Source organism: Pedobacter frigidisoli (assembly GCF_004331675.1).
In the GTDB taxonomy this organism is placed as follows: Bacteria; Bacteroidota; Bacteroidia; order Sphingobacteriales; family Sphingobacteriaceae; genus Pedobacter; species Pedobacter frigidisoli.
In genome coordinates this window covers 271,578-290,465 of record NZ_SJSN01000001.1, presented here as the reverse complement: position 1 = coordinate 290,465, position 18,888 = coordinate 271,578, and the positions used below count along the sequence as shown (strand labels likewise).

Sequence of the window (18,888 nt, the reverse complement as noted above, 5' to 3'; positions counted from 1 at the left end):
TAACAAAGCATACATGAAAAAAAGTAAAGGACCTATAATATTACATGGGATATATTGGGCAGTAATATTGATTATAATCGCTTTGGATGTTTTTTTTGATACCGAGGCAAAGAGTGTAAAACATATCTTGTTATCGTTCATTTTATTTGGGATAATAAATGTTTCACTGTTCTATATTAATTATTTAATCCTTATACCCAACCTTATTAAGCAAAGGAAAAAGTACTTTTTATATATTCTGGCTTTTGTTCTGTTGCTAGGCGCTGCATCTTTAATTAAAACTGTTGTCGCGGTTTTGAATCCAAAGGATATGTTGGAATACGTGATGGATGGCAAGAAAAAAACCCTATTAGCAGATCAATACTTTTTCGCTCAATTGTTTCTTTGTGGCTTCTTTCTGGTTTCCAGCTGCCTCATAAAATTTGCAGCAGATTGGTTTGCAAATGAACGTATTCAACGCAACTTGGAAAGCGAGCGCCGTGAAATGGAGCTTCAGTTTCTAAAATCTCAGCTTAACCCACATTTCTTATTTAATTCACTTAATAATATTTATTCTCTTGCTTATCAAAAATCGGATAAAACAGCCGATGCGATTATGAAGCTCTCAGAGATTATGCGCTACATGATTTATGAAAGCAATACACCAACTGTTGCCCTAAGTAAGGAAGTTGATTATTTAACCAATTACATAGAACTCCAAAAAATAAGGTTTAAGGATGGCGCTTTCATCGAACTTACGCTAAATGGCGAAATAGATGATCAAAAGATTGTTCCGTTAATGTTGATTTCTTTTGTAGAAAACGCTTTTAAACATGGCGTGGTAAATGATCCTGAAAATCCGGTAAAGATTAACATCATTGCAAACCAAAAAATTCTTCATTTCAGTGTGATCAATAAAAAGAATAATCAGAATAAAGATGCGCAGGGTGGTGTGGGGTTAACCAATGTGGAGCGAAGGTTACAGCTTACTTATCCTGATAGATATAAATTAAATGTTGTAAATTCGGCTACTCATTACACCTGTGAACTGATGATTGATATTTAATTTCGTAAGCCAGACTAGCGGAGCCCAATTGAAAATCATTAATTAAAATAATAAACCTAAAATGAACTTAAACTGTATTGTTGTTGATGACGAGCCTTTAGCGCTTGATATTTTGCAAGACTATATTTCGAAAGTGCCTTTTTTAACCATGGTTAAAAGGTGCGAAAACCCTATTGAGGCTTTACAAATTGTTCAGGCTGGTGGAATCGATTTAGTATTTCTGGATATCCAAATGCCAGAACTAACAGGCATTCAATTCTTGAAGATTGCAGGCAATAAATGCCATTATATTTTAACAACTGCTTACCCACAATATGCTTTAGAAAGCTACGATCTTAATGTTTCTGATTACCTTTTGAAACCAATTGCGTTCGATCGTTTTTATAAGGCTGTGGAGAAAGTTCATAATCAGTTTAAGCCAGTAGAAGTGCCTGCAGCTGTTGCACAGCCCATTATTACGCCAGCTCCATTTTCGGGTTCAGCTAACCCTATTCAAGATTATATTTTCGTAAAAACGGAACATAAGATTCAGAAAATTTACTTACACGATATTTTATTCATTGAGGGATTGAAAGATTACATTTCCATCTTTACAAAGGATGAGCGTGTAATTACACTTCAAAGCATGAAAAAGATGGAGGAAGCTTTACCTCAAAGTCAGTTCATCAGGGTGCACAAATCTTACATTGTTGCAGTTGATAAAATTGAAAGTATTGAACGAAGTCGAATTACAATTAATACCAAGATTATCCCAGTAGGAGATACCTACAGAGACGAATTTTTTAGGGTAATTGGCAATAAGAATATTTAAATTTAGTTCGTATTTATAGGCTTAACGGTATAACCGCTTTTTCTTAAAAGATTAATTAATCCCCATTGATCGATTAAATGACCTGCACCTACTGCAATAAATGCAGTTTGCTTGTTCATTATTTCAGGCAATATTTTCATCCAGGCTAGGTTTCTATTCTTAAGTAAATCTTCAAATTCTTCGTCTGTGTAGCCACTTTTTTCAGCATACAATGCCTCAATCTTCTTCAAGTCTTGTTGAATGTAATATTGATATAGTTCGTCGCCTTGTTTTTTGTCTTTTCGCTGTTTTTTACATTATCAAGCAATCTTTCTTTCTGTCTTTCTACAGTGCCGTTGAACATAATTCGTCCCTGTTCTTCTACCGTTTCTAAACCAATAATATTTTTCTTATGCGCTTGTGCATAATCCTGAAAGTAAATATCTAAAGCCGGATTGTCTTTATCTATTGTTTTAGGTGCTGTAAATTGGAGCATCATCATTTGCACACCTGTCGGATTCATGGCATTTAGAAAATTTAAATCGTAACCAGATATTTTTTTCAAATAATCTGCTACCAATTTGTACTCACTCTCATTTAATACTTTATTCAAAGTAGTATCTTTCAAAAGCATAAATGGGGCAAGTTTTTGAGGTAACAAACTATCTTTAAGTAAGAGCTCACCAACAATTACATCGCTTGCGGCCAGCTTTGAATTAACGTTTTTCATACTGTCGAGAAAGCTTTTTCCAGCGAAATGATAAGTTCCGAAAAGATAGGATGATTTTATCCCCTTGCCAGATATTTCCCAGAATATGCTGTTCGTAGTTGCTTTATTTTGAGCGCTTGATTTTAATCCGATAAAGACGAATAGAACCAAAATATATTTTAGATGCTTCATACTATGAAATTTGTTTTAATACTTTTCTAATCTCTGTTTCTACCTCTAATGTAATCTCATTAGCTGTTTTCTCTCCCGGTTCAATGGGCTTCAAAATTGTCCACCGCAACGCGTGGCCTGTAGTTAATGGATACATTCCGAAACGAACTATTTTCCAGGAATTTTCTATAGCCACAGGTACAACCAATGCATTTGGAACAGCCTTTAAAATTGTTGCAATGCCACCGAATTGAAACTGTTTAACGAGCCCATCTTTTGCCCTTGTTCCTTCTGGAAAGATAACTGTACTCCAATTATTTTCTTTCATCCGGCGGCCAAGTTTAATAATTTCTGAGATGGCCTGCTTGTTATCTTTCCTATTGATATTTGCTCCGCCGCCTAAACGTAGGTTAATGGAAATGGATGGAATACCTTTTGTAAGCTCTATTTTGGAAATAAACTTTGCACTGTGTTTTCTTAAAAACCAAATCAGCGATGGAATGTCGTACATGCTCTGGTGATTTGCCGCAAAAATTATTGGTCTATCAGTTGGTAAATCATACTCATTTTTAAAACTAACGGAATTAAAAAGAAATATTTGACAATAGGTTAAGAAAAAATTAAGATAATCGACCGAAACCTTATGCGCCTTATAACCGAAAAACTTGTGGCAAAACCATTGTATGGGATGGAAAATACAAAGTGAAAGGGCGAAGAAAAAATAGAATATTGGACTAAGTATGTATCCGAAAAATTTACTCATCGTTTGGTTAAATATGGCGACAAAGATAATGATTACAAATCACCGTTTAAAATCATCAGCTTTGCCTTTAAAATGGCTACCACACTCATCGAATCGGTTATCTCACCATTCATCACCATTTGGTAAGCCTCATCAAAAGCTAATTTTTTAACCACCAATTGTTCCGTTTCCTCGGGCATGGCAATACCCTGAATTAAATCTGTGGCGATGTAAATAATAGAAAGTTCATCGCTTACCGAATTTGAAAGGTGCATTCTTTGAATTTCTTGCCAATTTCTAGCACTCATACCGGTTTCTTCGAGCAATTCTCTTCGAGCACTTTCTAATGGTTCCTCATGAAATGGGCCACCACCTTCGGGAATTTCCCAGCTATAGGCTTTTAATGGGTAACGATATTGACCAACTAACCAGGTGTTATAATCTGCATCGAGCGGTAAAATACCAATGGCAATATTTTTAAAATGAACGGTTCCATAAATGCCTTTGCCTCCCGATGGGTTGATCACCTGATGTTCGGTTAACCTGATCCAATTGTTATCGTACTTTACTTCGCTTTCGAGGGTTTTCCAAGGATTGATTTCTTCCATGTCGCAATTTAATAAATATGGTTATTGCTATGCAAACTATTTTGGATCCATAGTTGCTGGCGGAGGAGGGATAGGCGTTTTATTCACCCTAATCTTGGTAAACCTATAATTTAAGCTAAACACAAAATTCTGGGTGTTGTTGGTCGAATAATTTTCCAATCGGAAGTTAGTACCTTCGTTAAAGAAAGTATTACTTCTATTGCCAAAAATATCATTTAAGGTAATTCTAAAGTTTAATCGGTTACCGAAAAACACCTTTCTAGCAGAGAAATTGGAAGTCATTGAGCCCTTGTTTCTACCTTGCGCATTGGTATTATTCGCGTAATTTAGGTTCGATTCAAAAGCCGTTTTAAAGGGCAATTGCATAGAAAAACCCATTGCAGCCCTAAAGCTTAATCCATCTCTATTTAATGAGCTATTTAGTTTCGAGGTATAATTGCTCTGTATTACACTAAAGTTTCCATTAGCTGATATCTTATTTGTAGGCCGATAATTTCCTATTAGGATTAGCGCTAAAGAATTATTTGTGCCCACATTATCGAAAGTGCTTTCTGATCGGGCTGTACTTGTTCCAGGGATTAAAGTAACCGTTCGAAATCGCTCTATTACACCCCTGCTTGTTGAGTAGGAAAGCCTTGGATTAAACGACCATTTTTGACCAAAAGCACCGAAATTTATTTCCATTTGATGGGTGTAGGCAGGAAGTAAATCCGGGTTTCCATAGGAAATATTTAAGGTGTCTACATTGTTAACTTGTGGATTTAAGGTATTCTCTCTTGGGCGATTTACACGGATGCTATAGGTAGCTCCAAAGTTGTAACGCTTCCTGAAAAATCGATTTAGTGATAGGTTAGGGAAAAGACTGAGGTAGGGTTTTACGTTATAATTCTCCCCGGTAGAAAGATCAAAAGCTACATCTGTAAGCTCTGCTCTCATACCTGCTTTTGCTCCCCAGCCAGTACTCCGAAAGTTATACGAAGCATAACCCGCAAAGATATTTTCATTATATAAAAATTGATTAGAAAGTTTAATGTTCTTAATAAATTGCTGGGTAGTGAAATTGTAGTTTTCTATTGCTAAATCATTATCATTCTTTCGATAATTGTAAGCAAGTCCTGCCTCAACACGATCTCTTTTCTTAAATATTGGCTTCTCGTAATCGAGATTAAAGGTTACACCATTATTGCCCGTGTTATTGCTATTTTGTTGGAGTGTTGGGTTGGAATTACTGGGTTGAGCATAAGTGGTACTGTAATCTCGAAAGTCTAAGTTTTTATTGGTGCTTACTGTTAAGCCAATGGAAATTTTACCACCACTGGTATCCGTTTGAAGATCATAATCTGAATTAAAAACAAAGTTATTGCTGCTTCCATCGCCAGTGTTAAGTTGGTTTCTAAGCTTTTGTTCAGCTAAATCCTCACTTAAATAATGAAGATCGTTGGATGAATTCGTGTTAGAATTATTGTTATTAAAGTTTGTAGATACCCGTAAACTTTGCTTTGGCGTAATGTCCCAATCTAAGCCAACACGAAAATTTGCACCATTATTTAGGTTTTTATAACCGCCATATTGATCATAATAAAAAGTGGTATCAGGAAAGAAATTCTCGCGATAATTGTGATTATCCCCTTTGCCGATATTAAATCGGTAAGCACCACTTCCGTTAATTGAATAGTTTTTGCCTCGATAAGAACCGTTAGCATTCGCATTGCTATTACCTTGAAGGCCACTAGAAATGCCAGCATTACCATTAAAGCCTACTTTGAAGCCTTTCTTCATCACAATGTTGATGATGCCCTCGCCATCTCCGCTATATTTCGATGGTGGGTTGGTAAGTACTTCTATTTTTTCGATGGCATCGGATGGAAGCACATTCAGCAAATCAGAAATATTTGAAGTCATATAATCTGATGGTTTTCCATCGATAAAAATCCTTGTATTTCTTTTGCCAGCAATAGTTGCATTGCCATCAATATCCACCTGAACCATGGGTACGTTTTTAAGTACGTCGGTTGCCGTGCTTCCCTCGGCTAACAAGGATGATCCTACGTTATAGGTAATACCATCGGCACCAAATTCTATAGGCGGTTTTTGAACGGTAATAGTTACTTCGCCGAGTGTATTCTGATCTGAGCCCAACTTCAAAGTGCCAAGATTTTTGTCAAAATCCTTTTCTGTAATCGTAATTCCGTTTACTTTAAGTGGTGCATAACCTACAAAACTTACCCTTACACTGTAGTTTCCAGCTTTGAGGTTTTTAATGCTGAAATGTCCATCATCGTCAGTTGAGGCTGTTATAATTGGTTGCTCAGATAAATCTAAATAAATGGAAATAACAGCCGATGGAATGGAAAGCCCGCCAACTTCTTCTACCACTCGGCCACTAATAATGCCTTTATCAATAGTATTAGCCATTACGCTGCCCGACAGCATAGTAACGAGGAGAATAATTTTGAGTAGGCGTTTTTTCAATGGCTAGATTAGTTAATAAAAAGGTGCTTAAAAATAAATTTTTCAAAAGCACCTTTTTTCATTTAAAATGAACCTTCATCAGGTCGGTTATCTTGTTGATCGTCTTTCTTCTTGGTTTTATTTAAGTTGAAACTTGTTTTTCCAAATCGGTATGAGAAAGTTAAGTTGCCCATCGTTCCTTGCATTTGTCGTTCAAAATCTACAATTGTAGATCTATCTTCGGTCGTCATGCTCCATCTGCGGGTATTAAACATATCCCTAACATTGAAACTGAGTGATGCCTTTTTGTTTGGAAAATCATATTTTGCTCCTCCATCAATACCATACATTGCGTTGCGTTTACCTTGAGCCATTACTTCTGGAGCACGGTAATCTCCACGTAGTTGTACCGATACATTTTTTACCACAGTTAAGTTAGCCGTTAAATTTGCATTCCAACTAAAGCCACTGCTTGTAGGGATATCAAAACGCTCATCGCCTGCAAATTTTGCTTGATAAAGATTTACGTTAGTAGTAAAATTTAAGGCCTTTATCAAATCAAAGCGACCGATTAATTCTAAACCGGTATTAATTTGGTTCGATAAATTTTGTGGGGTAGTAGTAATAATTCCATTTACAGGTGTACTTCTTACGCGTTGAATTACATCATTTGTTCTACGGTAATATAAGCTAGACGTTAACGTTACTTTCTTCCAGTATTTACTGTAGCCCAATTCGAAAGAGTGCACATCCTCGGGTAATAAGTTCGGATTACCGCCTCTGTAATTTAATGGATCAGAAACATCCAAGAATGGATTGGTATCCCAAGGACGAGGGCGATTTACGCGGCGGGTATAGCTCAGTTGAACTTGGTTATCGCCTTTTAATTTCTGCGTTAAAAACACACTTGGGTATAATCTTTTGTAATGGATATTCCCTTCGCTAGACGTTAATACATTGTTTGTATAACCATCTAAATGGGTATCTAGTCGTGCGTCTTCTGCCCTTAAACCTAATTGGTAACCGAAATCCTTAATTTGATTTTGATAATTTAAATAAAGCGCATGAACCTGATCCTTGCTACTAAAACCGTTAATCAATTTATTGTTTTGGATATAGGAATTCGTGTTTGTCAAAATCGAATCCGCATACTGGTCGTTATCGCCTAAACGGATCTGGCTGCGGTATCCAGCTTCAATTTTACCTGCTTTTCCAACTGGTAAGGTATAATCTGTTTGAATATTATAGTTTGAATTATTCCCGGTATTGAAGATTCGTTGCAAACTTAGGGTTTCATTAATGGCAACACCATTTCTGTTGGTGGTATTGGTGTTGTACGTTTGGTCGTTATCATTTGTTCCGTAAGAATAGCCGAAGTTAAATGTTAATTCTTCTTTCGGTTTTTTAAATTTTTGGCTGTAATCCAAATTCAAGTCATAGCTATCTCCAGTTCCACTGTTTGAATTATTTCTGTTGCTCAACAACACGGGATTTAGTGTTTTACCCAATTGATTGATGCTGATTACCTCATTACGATCATTTTCACGAGAGTTGAAGCCGCCAGACAAACTGATTACACTTTTCGGTGCCACATAATAATCAATCCCGGCCTTTGCATTATGGCCCTTATCCAATGAAGTAGAAACGGTATTTTGGTTTGCAAAAGCAGTAGAAGTTGTCGAGTTTTTATAAGTAATATCCTGAAAACCACCCCCAATACGATTGCCGTAACGATAGCTGTAGTTTCCGTAAATATTAACTTTACTGTTTTGGAAACTTAAATTGGTGTTTGCATTATAGTTATCGCGGTTACCAGCGGTTAAGGCAGCGGAACCATTAAAACCCAATTTTGTGTTTTTCTTTAATACGATGTTGATAATTCCAGACTGTCCTTCTGCATCATATTTAGCCGATGGATTGGTAATTACCTCAACACTTTCGATAGAACTTGCTGGAATGGATTGCAAAATTTGAGCAACGTTACCGCCAGCAATTAACGATGGTTTTCCATCAATTAAAACCTTTACGCCAGTAGAACCACGTAAGCTTACGTTTCCATCCATATCTGTAGAAACTGAAGGGACGTTATTTAACAAATCGCCTGCAGAGCCACCCTCGCTGATTACGCTTTGATCTACCGAGAAAATCTTTTTATCAATGCCCATTTGCATGCCTTGTTTTTGGCCAGTCACGGTAACTTCGCTTAGAATATTTCCCTTGCCCGAGTTCATTTTAATATCACCAAAATTTAGCGTTCCTGTTGCTGCGGTAATGGAAATGTTATCCCTAACCATGGTTTGGTAGCCAACAAAGCTAATTTTAAAAGTAAAAGTTCCGGCTGGTATATCTGCCATAACAAAAGCACCATTAATATCTGTTTGGGCAATTTTTGCATTTTTGCCTGTCGATTTATTAATTAATACGGCTGTTGCAAAGGGAATAGTTTCTTGAGTTTTGGCATCTTTTAGGGTGCCTGTAATTTTTGCTTTTCCTCCAGTTTGGGCAAAAAGGTTAAAAGTTAAACTTAAAAGTAAAAGGGTAATCTGTATCGTTCTCGATTCTAAAATTCTCATTAAAAAATAATATATGTATGTGTTTTTGTAAAGGGAGACAAAGTAACGGCAAGTAAGTTTAATTAAGGGGGCGTAACTATTTTATTACAGCCATTTTATAGTAATATTTTTGTGAGCGTTGTTGTGCGAATCCTGATTTTAGATCAATGTTTATGAGCGTTATTAAGAAATATGGATAGAGATTTAAATTGAAGCAACTGCTAAAATGTTACTTTTGTTTTAAGGTGAAAACCCATCATGGTTTTAAAATTCAACTAACTCTTAATAAATCATGATAGCTTAAATATTGTTGAATAAAAATTACCTGATGAAAAAAATATTAATTGTTGATGACTTGCATCCGGCTTTTAAAGAGCGGGCTATTGAAATGGGATATGAAGTTGATGATGAACCTCAAATTACCAGACAACAGACCATAGATAAGATTAAGGATTATGTTGGTATTGCTGTTAGAACAAAGTTTAGAATTGATGAGGAACTTTTTGCCGCCGCACCAAACTTAAAATTTGTAGCAAGGGCCGGAGCCGGCTTAGATAATATTGATGATAAAATCGCTTTCGAAAGAAATATCGCACTCATTAATGCGCCCGAAGGAAATTGCGATGCCGTTGGTGAGCATGCAACGGGTTTGCTTTTATCGCTAATGAATAATTTTCGCAATGCTGATGCAGAAATTAGAAATGGTATTTGGGATCGTGAGGGAAATCGTGGCTATGAGTTGAAAGGCAAAAAAGTGGGTATTATTGGTTATGGGCACATGGGACAAAGCTTCGCCAAAAAATTGGCTGGTTTTGAGGTTGATGTGATGGCTTACGATAAATATAAAACTGGTTTTTCTGATGCTTTTGCCCGCGAGGTAAGTATGGAAGAAATTGTAAAGCATAGCGATGTTTTAAGTCTGCATATTCCTTTAACGGCAGAAACAAAGCAAATGGTTGATGATGAATATTTCTATCATTTTAAAAAGCCGATTTTCTTTATCAATACCGCAAGAGGGGAAATTGTAAATACTTCAGCTGTGCTTAACGCAATTAAAACTGGTAAAATCTTAGGCGCTGGTTTAGATGTTTTACAAACTGAAAAGTTTCCTGCCCTAAGTGAACAAGATTGGTATAATGAATTAAAAGTTAATAATAAGGTAATTCTAACCCCACACGTTGGCGGCTGGACTTTTGATTCCTATCGCAAAATTTCTGAAGTATTGGGAGAGAAATTACTGAATCTTAAATTTTAAACTTGATTAAACTTCCAACAATTAATTAAAACATATTTCGATGCCGTCGGTTAATACAATAGCGCTCAGCGAATAATTTATTAACTAATTTATATTGTTATGAAAAACGTAAGCACACCGAAAAACAACCCAACCACTCAGGGAAGTTCGATAGCAGATAGAGCTAATCACGATGTTAAAATTGATAAGAAAATTCAAGGAATAACAAACGGAGGCGGACAAAGGTCAGATCAAACCTCCAATAAAGATAATCAGCGTAAATACGATAATAAGAAATAAGGTAAGAGGTAAAATGTAAAATGGGTGATAGTTAATAACTTATTAAATCCGTTTTACATTTTACATTTTCCATCCTTATAATGGTTCGTTCGCAAAAGCAATAATATCCTTGCCCTCCAACGTTCTTCGCTCATTGTTGTGGCTCAAAGTATTAACCATGGCGTTTCCGAGTTCTCCCATAGTGCAAAAACCATTTGGATATATTGCTCTTCCGATGGGGAATAACCAATTAACATATTTATAAAATTTATTAACGTATTTCTGTGGTTCCACGGGTTTAATAAATCCTGGGCGAAAATTAAATACCTGCTTAAAAGGCAATTTCATTAAATCACTTTCGGTTTTTCCTTTCACCCTTGCCCATTTCAATCTTTCATTTTCGTTTGTTCCTCCTCCAGAAACATAGCAGAAAGTCATATTATCATTTAATTTGCTTAATGTTTCGGCAACATGCATGGTTAAGGTGTAAGTCATTTTGTAATAGGTATCATCATCTGCACCAACAGATGTAATTCCCAAACAAAAGAAACAAGCGTTATAACCAGATAATTGATCTTGGATGGGAGAGAAATCAAAAAAGTCTGAATGAATAATCTCTTTCAATTTTGGATGCGTATATCCACAAGGCTTCCGATTAATCACTAAGATCGAATCTATTTCAGGGCTTTTTAAACACTTAAGTAATACACCCTCGCCAACCATACCAGTCGCTCCAGTAATAATAATATTATTTATTGATCTAGTTTTTCCCATCGAAGTATTGTTATATCTAACCTAACTGTGAAAGTTAATCTTTGTTTGGCGTAATAAATTTTAATAAGCGAGGCCATCCTTTTGGCCATAGTGGCGAGCTGCTTTCAAAATGAATGTTTTTTGGAAAGCAAAACCTGTAGAATTGTTAATGTCCGTCGGGCTTTGCATTTAATCTTTTTGTGAAAGTTCTTGCTGAATCTAGTATACGAGAGCAAAAAGTATATCATTTCAATCCCGTTTAATAACCTAGTTTTTTGCTACTATTCATGGTTGCAGAACGCCAGTACGTTAGCCTTAAATTTTGCAGAGAAACTAAGTTTGCTCGTTCTCAAAAAGACGATTTACCTCGGTATCTAAACCCGATATAAGTGTAAAGCTCCCGAATTTAAGCATCTATATTTTTGTTTTTATAGGCATACTTAAATGTTTGCACAAGTTTTTTCGGGACTTGAAACGTTAGCGGGACTATCGGCCGCCATCATTTACCGAACCATACATTTCCAAATTCTGTAGAAATGAGGTCGGTCATTTTAAAAAAATCTTTAACAAAAAAAAGGTCCCGAAATTTTCGGAGCCTTTTGCAAATGTATTAGCGAATTATTTAATAACTGTACCCGTCATTTGGTAATCATGCGGTATTTGTGCGCCCAGTAAATTTTGAACAAAATAATCCCATCTTCTTCTCATCATGTAGGGTGAATAAGGGCCGTAGCCATGTGCGCTATTAGGAAAGATCACCAAATCAAAAGATTTGTTTGCCTTTTCTAATGCTTCTACAACTAAAAGCGTATTGTAAGGCGGCACATTATCATCCATCATTCCATGAACGAGCATTAATTTTCCTTTTAGGTTTTTTGCATAATTTTGGTTGGCCTGCGCTTCGTAATCAGCATTTTCTACTAAGCCATTGTAACGTTCGCCCCAATCATCCTCATAGTTTCTGTTTTCATGGTTTCCAGATTCTGAAATGCCAACCTTAAAGAAATCGGGATAACGGAACATCGCAGTCGCAGTTGCGAAACCACCACCCGAATGTCCCCAAATTCCAACTTTTGTGGTATCAATTGGGTATTTTCCAGAAAGCTGTTTAATGGCTGTAATTTGATCGGGCAAAGTATTTTCGGCCATGTTGCCATAAGTCATATCATGAAAACTTTTAGAGCGATTTGGATTGCTCGTTCCCTCAATTACCACAACAATAAATCCCAATTCTGCCAAAGCTTGATGATCGCCTCTTGATGCCGAAAAAGACCAACTGCCTACGCTTCCGCCCTGCGGACCAGGATAAATATAATCGATCACCGGATATTTCTTTCCAGCATCCATTTTTGTAGGTGTAAAAATTAGGCCATAAATATCTGTTTTACCATCATGCGCTTTCACCGAAACTGGTGTAGGTGCTTTCCAGCCTGTTGCTGCCAATCGGCTAACGTCTGTTTTTTCTAATGTGGTAATTAATTTTCCATCAAGACTACGAAGAACTGCTACTTGAGGAACGTTTGGTTGAGAATAGCTATCAATAAAATATTTTCCTGTCGGAGAGATAGTAACCGCATGGTTTCCAACTTCTGGAGTTAATAAAGTTAAGTTTTTTCCATCGAAACCTATTTTATAGAAATGCCCGAAGTATGGATTTTCTTTTTCACGCCCGTTAGCCATAAAATAAATTGTTCTTGTTTTTTCATCAACCTTAACCATACGAGTAACCACCCAATCGCCTTTTGTAATCTGGTTTTTTACTTTTCCAGTGGTAGCATCATAAAGATAAAGGTGACCCCAATTATCTCGTTCCGAATACCAAATAATCTCCTTTGAAGCGGCAAGATATCTCCAATTAATTGCGCCCTGTCCAGATTCGAATTGTGTTTTAACAATTTCTTCAAAAACCTCACGAACAGCACCTGTCTCGGCATTTGCAATGTGGAATTTTTCGTTTTTATGATCACGAGAAGTAGAAACGAAAGCTACTTCAGAGCCATCCGCTTTCCAATCGATATCATCGAAAGTACCGCTGCTAGAAATGTCATCGCTTAAGGTTCCACGATGTTGATCTGGTGGAATGCTTAAGGAAATAATCTTAGGATTTTCAACATCGATAATCACTCTTCTAATCGTAGCGATTTCCTTATCACCTGGCAAAGGATATTTCCAAGCGCTTAGTTTTGGTGCACCAACATTAGTGCTTACCAAATACATGTCTTTCGAGTTTCTTTGATCTTGTTGAAAGGTTGTTATTTTTTTTGAGTCTGGTGACCAGCGTAAAATTGGTGCATCACTGTGTTTCCAGCCAGCATTATCTGTGGCGTAACCATAATCTTTTATTCCATCAGTAGTTAGCTGCGTAAGCTTTCCTGTAGCAATATCTTTAACATACAGATTGTAATCTTTTATTAGGATCGATTTTTTTCCATCTGGCGATAACTCTTCATTATTTCTGGCTCTTCTCGGTGGAGGAGAAACACTTTTGTATTCGGTGGTAGGTGTTTTGGTTTTTGTTGCCGGATCTACTAAATAAGTTTGGGTTCCTGCCTCGTTTTTATTTATATACCAAAACTTGTCGCCTGGCAGCCAAGTTGGGCTAACACCTGGGTTATCGATATACTTCGAAGTATTGTATCCCATAAAACTTTCAGCACGCTTGTAATCTTCCGCTGTTAAAGCTTGTTGTTGGGCATTTGCTGTAATGGCTAAAGCGCAAGCCGTAACCGTAAGCCAATATTTATTCATAATCTGTGGGTTAATCTTTGGCATAAAAATAAGACTGTTTTGTAAAATGATAGGTATTAATGATGATACAAAAAGTGTTCATTTTCTTGCCTTTTCTCCTCATAAGGTTTGGATATTAACAGTTTGTAATGTGCCAGGCTTTAACTATAAACCAATGCTCTACGAAAATGCCAATAATCGTTTACCTCAGAGATTTGATTTAGGCACTGAAACTTCTTCGACAGAAAGCTTGAGAGGGGGTTTATAAATGTCCGGTATAGTTTTTTAAAATGAAAATGTACGATGATAATCAAAGCTCATCTTATGATTTCGAATATTGTAACTGGTCGCAGATTTCGCATGGTGAATTCGCAAAACAAGACCACCAAGTGTAGCGATCTCAAAAAAGTAATGGGATTAATATATTCAAATGCTCAGTTGTTGAGAAACGGTTGAGCCTTTTCATTAAGATAAATATGTTTTTGAAAGCCAAACCTGTGGAGCAGTTAATGTTAGTCGGGCTTTACATTTAATCTTTTTGAGAATGTTAAACGAAATCTAAATTCACTGCATCAAAAAGGATATCATTTCAATCCCGTTTATTAACTTGATTTTTGCTACTATTTACGGCTGCTAAACGCCAATGCATAAGCTCAGAAATAAGGTTTATAATTTAGAACTTTATGCTTGTTTCAAAAAAGTGATTACTTTAGTTTATAAACCCGATATAAGTGAAAAGCCACCGAATTGTGCATTTGTACAGTTGTTTTATGTAGATATTTAGTTTCCTCACGGGTTTTTCGGTGCTTGGAACGTTAGCGGGACTACTGGCCGCCATTTTCACCGAACTTTCCATTTCCAAAATTTACAAACCTGATTCAGATCTATCTAGTAGCACCACATTTATTAAGCTAACTCAAGGTGTAACTGGCCGGATAGACCGAATCCTAATTTTTCTTTATGCGGAGAGAGCGGGATTCGAACCCGCGGTACCTTGCAGTACACACGCTTTCCAAGCGTGCTCGATCGACCACTCTGACACCTCTCCGGATCGGTTGCAAATCTATAATTTTCTTAGCAAAAAAAATGCTCCCGTTTTTGGCGGAAGCATTCGATCTATTTTGATTTAGAAACTAATCTATAACCGTAATTTTTAACATATTGGTTTTACCTTTAGCTTCCATTGGAATTGCTGCGGTATTAATAATTATGTCACCTTGTTTAACCAATTTCTTGCTTTTCAAGATCTCGTTAACCTCAATAATGGTACTATCCGTACTATCGAATTTATCGTAGTAAAAGCCCCTAACACCCCAAAGTAAACTTACTGCGTTTAAAAGCGCTCTGTTACTGGTAAAGATAAAAGTCAAAGCTTCTGGTCTGTGGCTCGAAATTTCGAATGCAGTATAACCACTTAACGTCATAGAAACAATCCCTACAGCATTGGTTTGTTTAGCTAAGAAACAAGCCGAATCGCAAATCGCATCACTTAAGAAAGATGGTGATTTTGGTTTTAAGAACTTATCAGGATTGAATGGATAATTGTTTTGCTCAATGTTCTGAATAATTTTTTGCATCGTTTCAATAACGATTAAAGGAAATTCTCCAACTGAAGTTTCGCCACTTAACATTACTGCATCAGCACCATCTAAAACAGAGTTTGCAACATCATTAACCTCTGCACGTGTTGGGCGAGGTGTAGTGATCATGCTTTCTAGCATTTGAGTAGCTACAATTACAGGTTTCGAAGCCGCTCTACATTTAGCAACAATCATTTTCTGTAATAATGGAACTTCTTCCATTGGGCATTCAACACCTAAATCTCCACGAGCAACCATAATACCATCAGATACAGCGATAATTTCATCGATGTTAGCAATAGCCTCTGGTTTTTCTATTTTAGCAATTACACGAGCAGTTTTACCTCGCTCAGCAATTATTTTTTTAAGTTCGATAATATCTTCAGCCTTACGAACGAAAGATAAACCGATCCATTCTACATCGTTTTCTAGAACGAATTCTAAGTTTTCACGATCTTCTGGAGTTAAAGATGGAATAGAAACTTTAGTATTTGGAAGATTTACACCTTTTCTCGAAGTTAAAATACCACCGTGAACAATCTCACAAACTACCTCATCCTTTAAATTGGTAGAAATAACTTTCATTTGTAGTTTTCCATCATCCAAAAGGATAATTTCTCCTGCCTGAACATCTTGAGGAAAACTTTGATAGGTAATATAAATGCGTTCTTCATTTCCGATACATTCGGTAGTGGTAATAACTGTTGTTTTACCATTAATAAGGTTTATTCCACCTTCTTTTACAAGTCCGATACGGATTTTAGGGCCTTGTAAATCGGCAAGGATTCCTACATTATAATCGTATTTCTTGTTTAGATCTTTAATTGTGTCTAAAACCGCTTGGTGATCAGCTTGTGATCCGTGTGAAAAATTTAGACGACAAACATCTAAACCAGCGTTAAACATACTATATAATACATCTGGTTTTGCGGATGCAGGCCCAAGAGTGGCAACAATTTTGGTTCTCGAATGAAAAGGTTTCATTTAATTAATTGATTTTAGCAATGCAGTTTAGAAAGTGCTAATTATTATCTAAAATAATAAAACTGCATTAAAATTTATATATTTTGTTTTTTTGTTCGTTGTTTGTAACCCTCAAATATAGTGTATTTACTACACGAAGTATATAATTTTTATATTACCAAATTTTCCTTGTTCTTAAGCTTAGCAGGGTTTATTTTTGCAGCTACTTGAATATCAGGCAGTTTGTTTAATCCGTTGATTAAATAATTTAAATCTTCTTGATCTATAAATTCTTTTATAATGATGAAAAAATCAACATTGCTCATCTCTGGAATCAGCAATCCATCACTACTTCTGTTACTAATGAGGTAATACTCAACCTCACCTTGCTCTACAAAAAAATAATATTTAGAAAAAGATAGCGCTGGTTCATCAATGTTAAAAAATATTTCGTGGTCCTCTATTTTCTCGAATTGGGTATTTAATCGCGTATTAATTTTGTGGCATAGAACATAGTCTTTTAGGGGCGCAGTGATCGCAATTAGTATAAAATCAAGGTCTAAGGTTAATTTTAGGTAAGTTCTGTTCAAAACGAAATAAATTATTTACAGAACGAAATTAAAAAACTAATTCTATATTCGCTGTGTTATTTAGACACCAAAAATAGGTATCGAAATAAAAACATTTGAATATTGTAAGAATTTATTTTTCTTTGCACAGAATTATTTAACCATTAAATTATAAAATTATGTCTGATATTGCTTCAAGAGTTAAGGCTATTATCGTAGAAAAACTAGGTGTTGACGAAAGCGAAGTTACGCCAGAGGCTTCATTCACCAACGATTTAGGTGCAGATTCTTTAGATACCGTAGAATTGATTATGGAATTTGAAAAAGAATTTAATGTAGCTATTCCTGATGATCAGGCTGAAACCATTGGTACAGTTGGTCAAGCTATCGCTTATTTGGAAAAAAACGTTAAATAGAATTACGCTTTTTCAGTATAAATGGAATTAAAAAGAGTAGTAGTAACAGGGTTGGGTGCGCTCACTCCTATAGGCAATAATGTTCCCGATTTTTGGGAAGGATTGACTAACGGGGTGAGTGGCGCTGCTCCTATTAAAGGTTTTGATACTGAAAAGTTCAAGACCAAATTCGCTTGCGAGGTAAAAAACTTTAATCCAGAAGATTTTTTGGAGAAAAAGGAAGCCCGTAAGCTAGATCCGTTTGTACAATATGCTTTGGTAGCTACAGATGAAGCTGTGAAGGATGGTGGGTTTGATTTCGAGAAATTAGATACCAACCGAATCGGTGTAATTTGGGGCGCAGGCATAGGTGGATTGAAAACTTTCTTAGATGAAATTTCGAATTTCGCTAAGGGAGATGGCACGCCAAGATACAATCCATTTTTTATTCCTAAAATGATTATTGATATTGCTCCAGGGCATATCTCGATCAAGTACGGCTTACGTGGGCCAAATTTTGCAACTGTTTCGGCATGTGCTTCAGCTACTAATGCAATGATTGATGCATTCAACTATATCCGCTTGGGTATGGCTGATGTGATTATAAGCGGTGGTTCTGAGGCGATTATCAATGAAGCGGGAATGGGTGGTTTCAATGCCATGCATGCATTATCTACACGCAATGATGATCCAGCAACGGCTTCTCGTCCTTTTGATAAAGATCGCGACGGCTTCGTGGCTGGTGAAGGTGCAGGGACTATTATTTTAGAAGAACTTGAACACGCAAAAGCAAGAGGTGCAAAAATTTATGCAGAGCTTGTTGGTGGTGGAATGAGTGCTGATGCAAATCACATCACCGCTCCACATCCCGAAGGTTTAGGCGCTAGAATGGTAATGACGAATGCACTTAAAGATGCAGGTTTAACAACAGCCGATATCGATTACATTAATGTTCATGGAACTTCTACACCACTCGGTGATATTAGTGAAACGAAAGCGATTGGTACATTATTTGGTGAAGATGCTTACAGATTAAACATCAGTTCAACTAAATCAATGACGGGTCACCTTTTGGGAGCAGCTGGTGCCATCGAAGCGATTGCGGCAATTTTAGCTGTTAAAAATGATATTGTTCCTCCAACAATTAATCACTTTACAGATGATCCTGCTTTTGATCCTAGATTGAATTTTACTTTTAACAAAGCTCAAAAACGTACAGTTAGAGCGGCTTTAAGTAATACGTTTGGTTTTGGTGGTCACAATGCTTCAGTTATTTTTAAGAAATACGAAGAATAATTTATTCAGCCCTGCTATATAATT

Annotated in this window: 14 protein-coding genes, 1 tRNA gene and 1 pseudogene; 6 read left to right on the top strand and 10 right to left on the bottom strand. The window is 36.3% G+C overall.

Annotated elements, in window-relative coordinates; translation table 11 throughout:
• The first annotated feature begins 13 nt into the window (after positions 1-13).
• Positions 14-1,045, top strand: a complete 1,032-nt coding sequence (locus EZ449_RS01190; RefSeq protein WP_131556123.1) for a sensor histidine kinase — start codon at positions 14-16, stop codon at positions 1,043-1,045.
• Positions 1,046-1,106: 61 nt separating this feature from the next.
• Positions 1,107-1,856 (top strand): LytR/AlgR family response regulator transcription factor, encoded by a 750-nt coding sequence (locus tag EZ449_RS01185; protein ID WP_131556122.1) that lies wholly within the window; start codon positions 1,107-1,109, stop codon positions 1,854-1,856.
• A gap of 2 nt (positions 1,857-1,858) precedes the next feature.
• Here EZ449_RS01185 and EZ449_RS01175 read toward each other — a convergent pair.
• The 5 genes and pseudogenes from EZ449_RS01175 to EZ449_RS01155 form a co-directional block, all read right to left on the bottom strand.
• Positions 1,859-2,736, bottom strand: a pseudogene (locus EZ449_RS01175) (TraB/GumN family protein).
• A gap of 1 nt (position 2,737) precedes the next feature.
• The gene (locus EZ449_RS01170) at positions 2,738-3,478 is read right to left on the bottom strand and encodes a lysophospholipid acyltransferase family protein (RefSeq protein WP_131556119.1); all 741 of its coding nucleotides are present in this window, start codon (positions 3,476-3,478) and stop codon (positions 2,738-2,740) included.
• 32 nt (positions 3,479-3,510) lie between these two features.
• A complete protein-coding gene (locus tag EZ449_RS01165; RefSeq protein ID WP_131556118.1) occupies positions 3,511-4,065 on the bottom strand; it encodes an NUDIX domain-containing protein in 555 nt (184 codons plus the stop codon).
• Between the two features lie 36 nt (positions 4,066-4,101).
• Positions 4,102-6,480, bottom strand: coding sequence for an outer membrane beta-barrel protein (locus EZ449_RS01160; RefSeq protein ID WP_225872191.1), 2,379 nt, complete (start codon positions 6,478-6,480; stop codon positions 4,102-4,104).
• A gap of 119 nt (positions 6,481-6,599) precedes the next feature.
• Positions 6,600-9,089: a TonB-dependent receptor domain-containing protein gene (locus EZ449_RS01155; RefSeq protein ID WP_131556116.1), complete on the bottom strand. Its 2,490-nt coding sequence runs from the start codon at positions 9,087-9,089 to the stop codon at positions 6,600-6,602.
• A 307-nt stretch (positions 9,090-9,396) separates the two neighbouring features.
• Here EZ449_RS01155 and EZ449_RS01150 point away from each other — a divergent pair, with 307 nt between their 5' ends.
• Both EZ449_RS01150 and EZ449_RS01145 read left to right on the top strand, forming a co-directional pair.
• A complete protein-coding gene (locus tag EZ449_RS01150; protein ID WP_131556115.1) occupies positions 9,397-10,323 on the top strand; it encodes an NAD(P)-dependent oxidoreductase in 927 nt (308 codons plus the stop codon).
• Between the two features lie 99 nt (positions 10,324-10,422).
• Positions 10,423-10,602 carry a hypothetical protein gene (locus tag EZ449_RS01145; protein WP_131556114.1) on the top strand — a complete coding sequence of 60 codons (180 nt, stop codon included), beginning with the start codon at positions 10,423-10,425 and terminating at the stop codon, positions 10,600-10,602.
• Between the two features lie 75 nt (positions 10,603-10,677).
• Here EZ449_RS01145 and EZ449_RS01140 read toward each other — a convergent pair whose 3' ends face one another.
• From EZ449_RS01140 to EZ449_RS01120, 5 genes are all read right to left on the bottom strand, one after another.
• Entirely contained in the window at positions 10,678-11,355 is a 678-nt protein-coding gene (locus EZ449_RS01140; RefSeq protein ID WP_131556113.1) for a Rossmann-fold NAD(P)-binding domain-containing protein, read from the bottom strand.
• A 597-nt stretch (positions 11,356-11,952) separates the two neighbouring features.
• Positions 11,953-14,106 carry a S9 family peptidase gene (locus tag EZ449_RS01135; protein WP_225872190.1) on the bottom strand — a complete coding sequence of 718 codons (2,154 nt, stop codon included), beginning with the start codon at positions 14,104-14,106 and terminating at the stop codon, positions 11,953-11,955.
• A gap of 918 nt (positions 14,107-15,024) precedes the next feature.
• Positions 15,025-15,109 (bottom strand) — tRNA-Ser (locus tag EZ449_RS01130).
• 85 nt (positions 15,110-15,194) lie between these two features.
• A complete protein-coding gene (gene pyk, locus EZ449_RS01125) occupies positions 15,195-16,625 on the bottom strand; it encodes a pyruvate kinase (RefSeq protein WP_131556112.1) in 1,431 nt (476 codons plus the stop codon).
• A 149-nt stretch (positions 16,626-16,774) separates the two neighbouring features.
• Positions 16,775-17,194 (bottom strand): IPExxxVDY family protein, encoded by a 420-nt coding sequence (locus tag EZ449_RS01120; RefSeq protein ID WP_131556111.1) that lies wholly within the window; start codon positions 17,192-17,194, stop codon positions 16,775-16,777.
• A gap of 158 nt (positions 17,195-17,352) precedes the next feature.
• Between EZ449_RS01120 and EZ449_RS01115 the strand changes: the two genes are divergently transcribed.
• Both EZ449_RS01115 and fabF read left to right on the top strand, forming a co-directional pair.
• Positions 17,353-17,589 carry an acyl carrier protein gene (locus tag EZ449_RS01115; RefSeq protein ID WP_008508386.1) on the top strand — a complete coding sequence of 79 codons (237 nt, stop codon included), beginning with the start codon at positions 17,353-17,355 and terminating at the stop codon, positions 17,587-17,589.
• A 21-nt stretch (positions 17,590-17,610) separates the two neighbouring features.
• The gene (gene fabF, locus EZ449_RS01110) at positions 17,611-18,864 is read left to right on the top strand and encodes a beta-ketoacyl-ACP synthase II (protein ID WP_131556110.1); all 1,254 of its coding nucleotides are present in this window, start codon (positions 17,611-17,613) and stop codon (positions 18,862-18,864) included.
• The last annotated feature ends 24 nt before the right edge of the window (positions 18,865-18,888 follow it).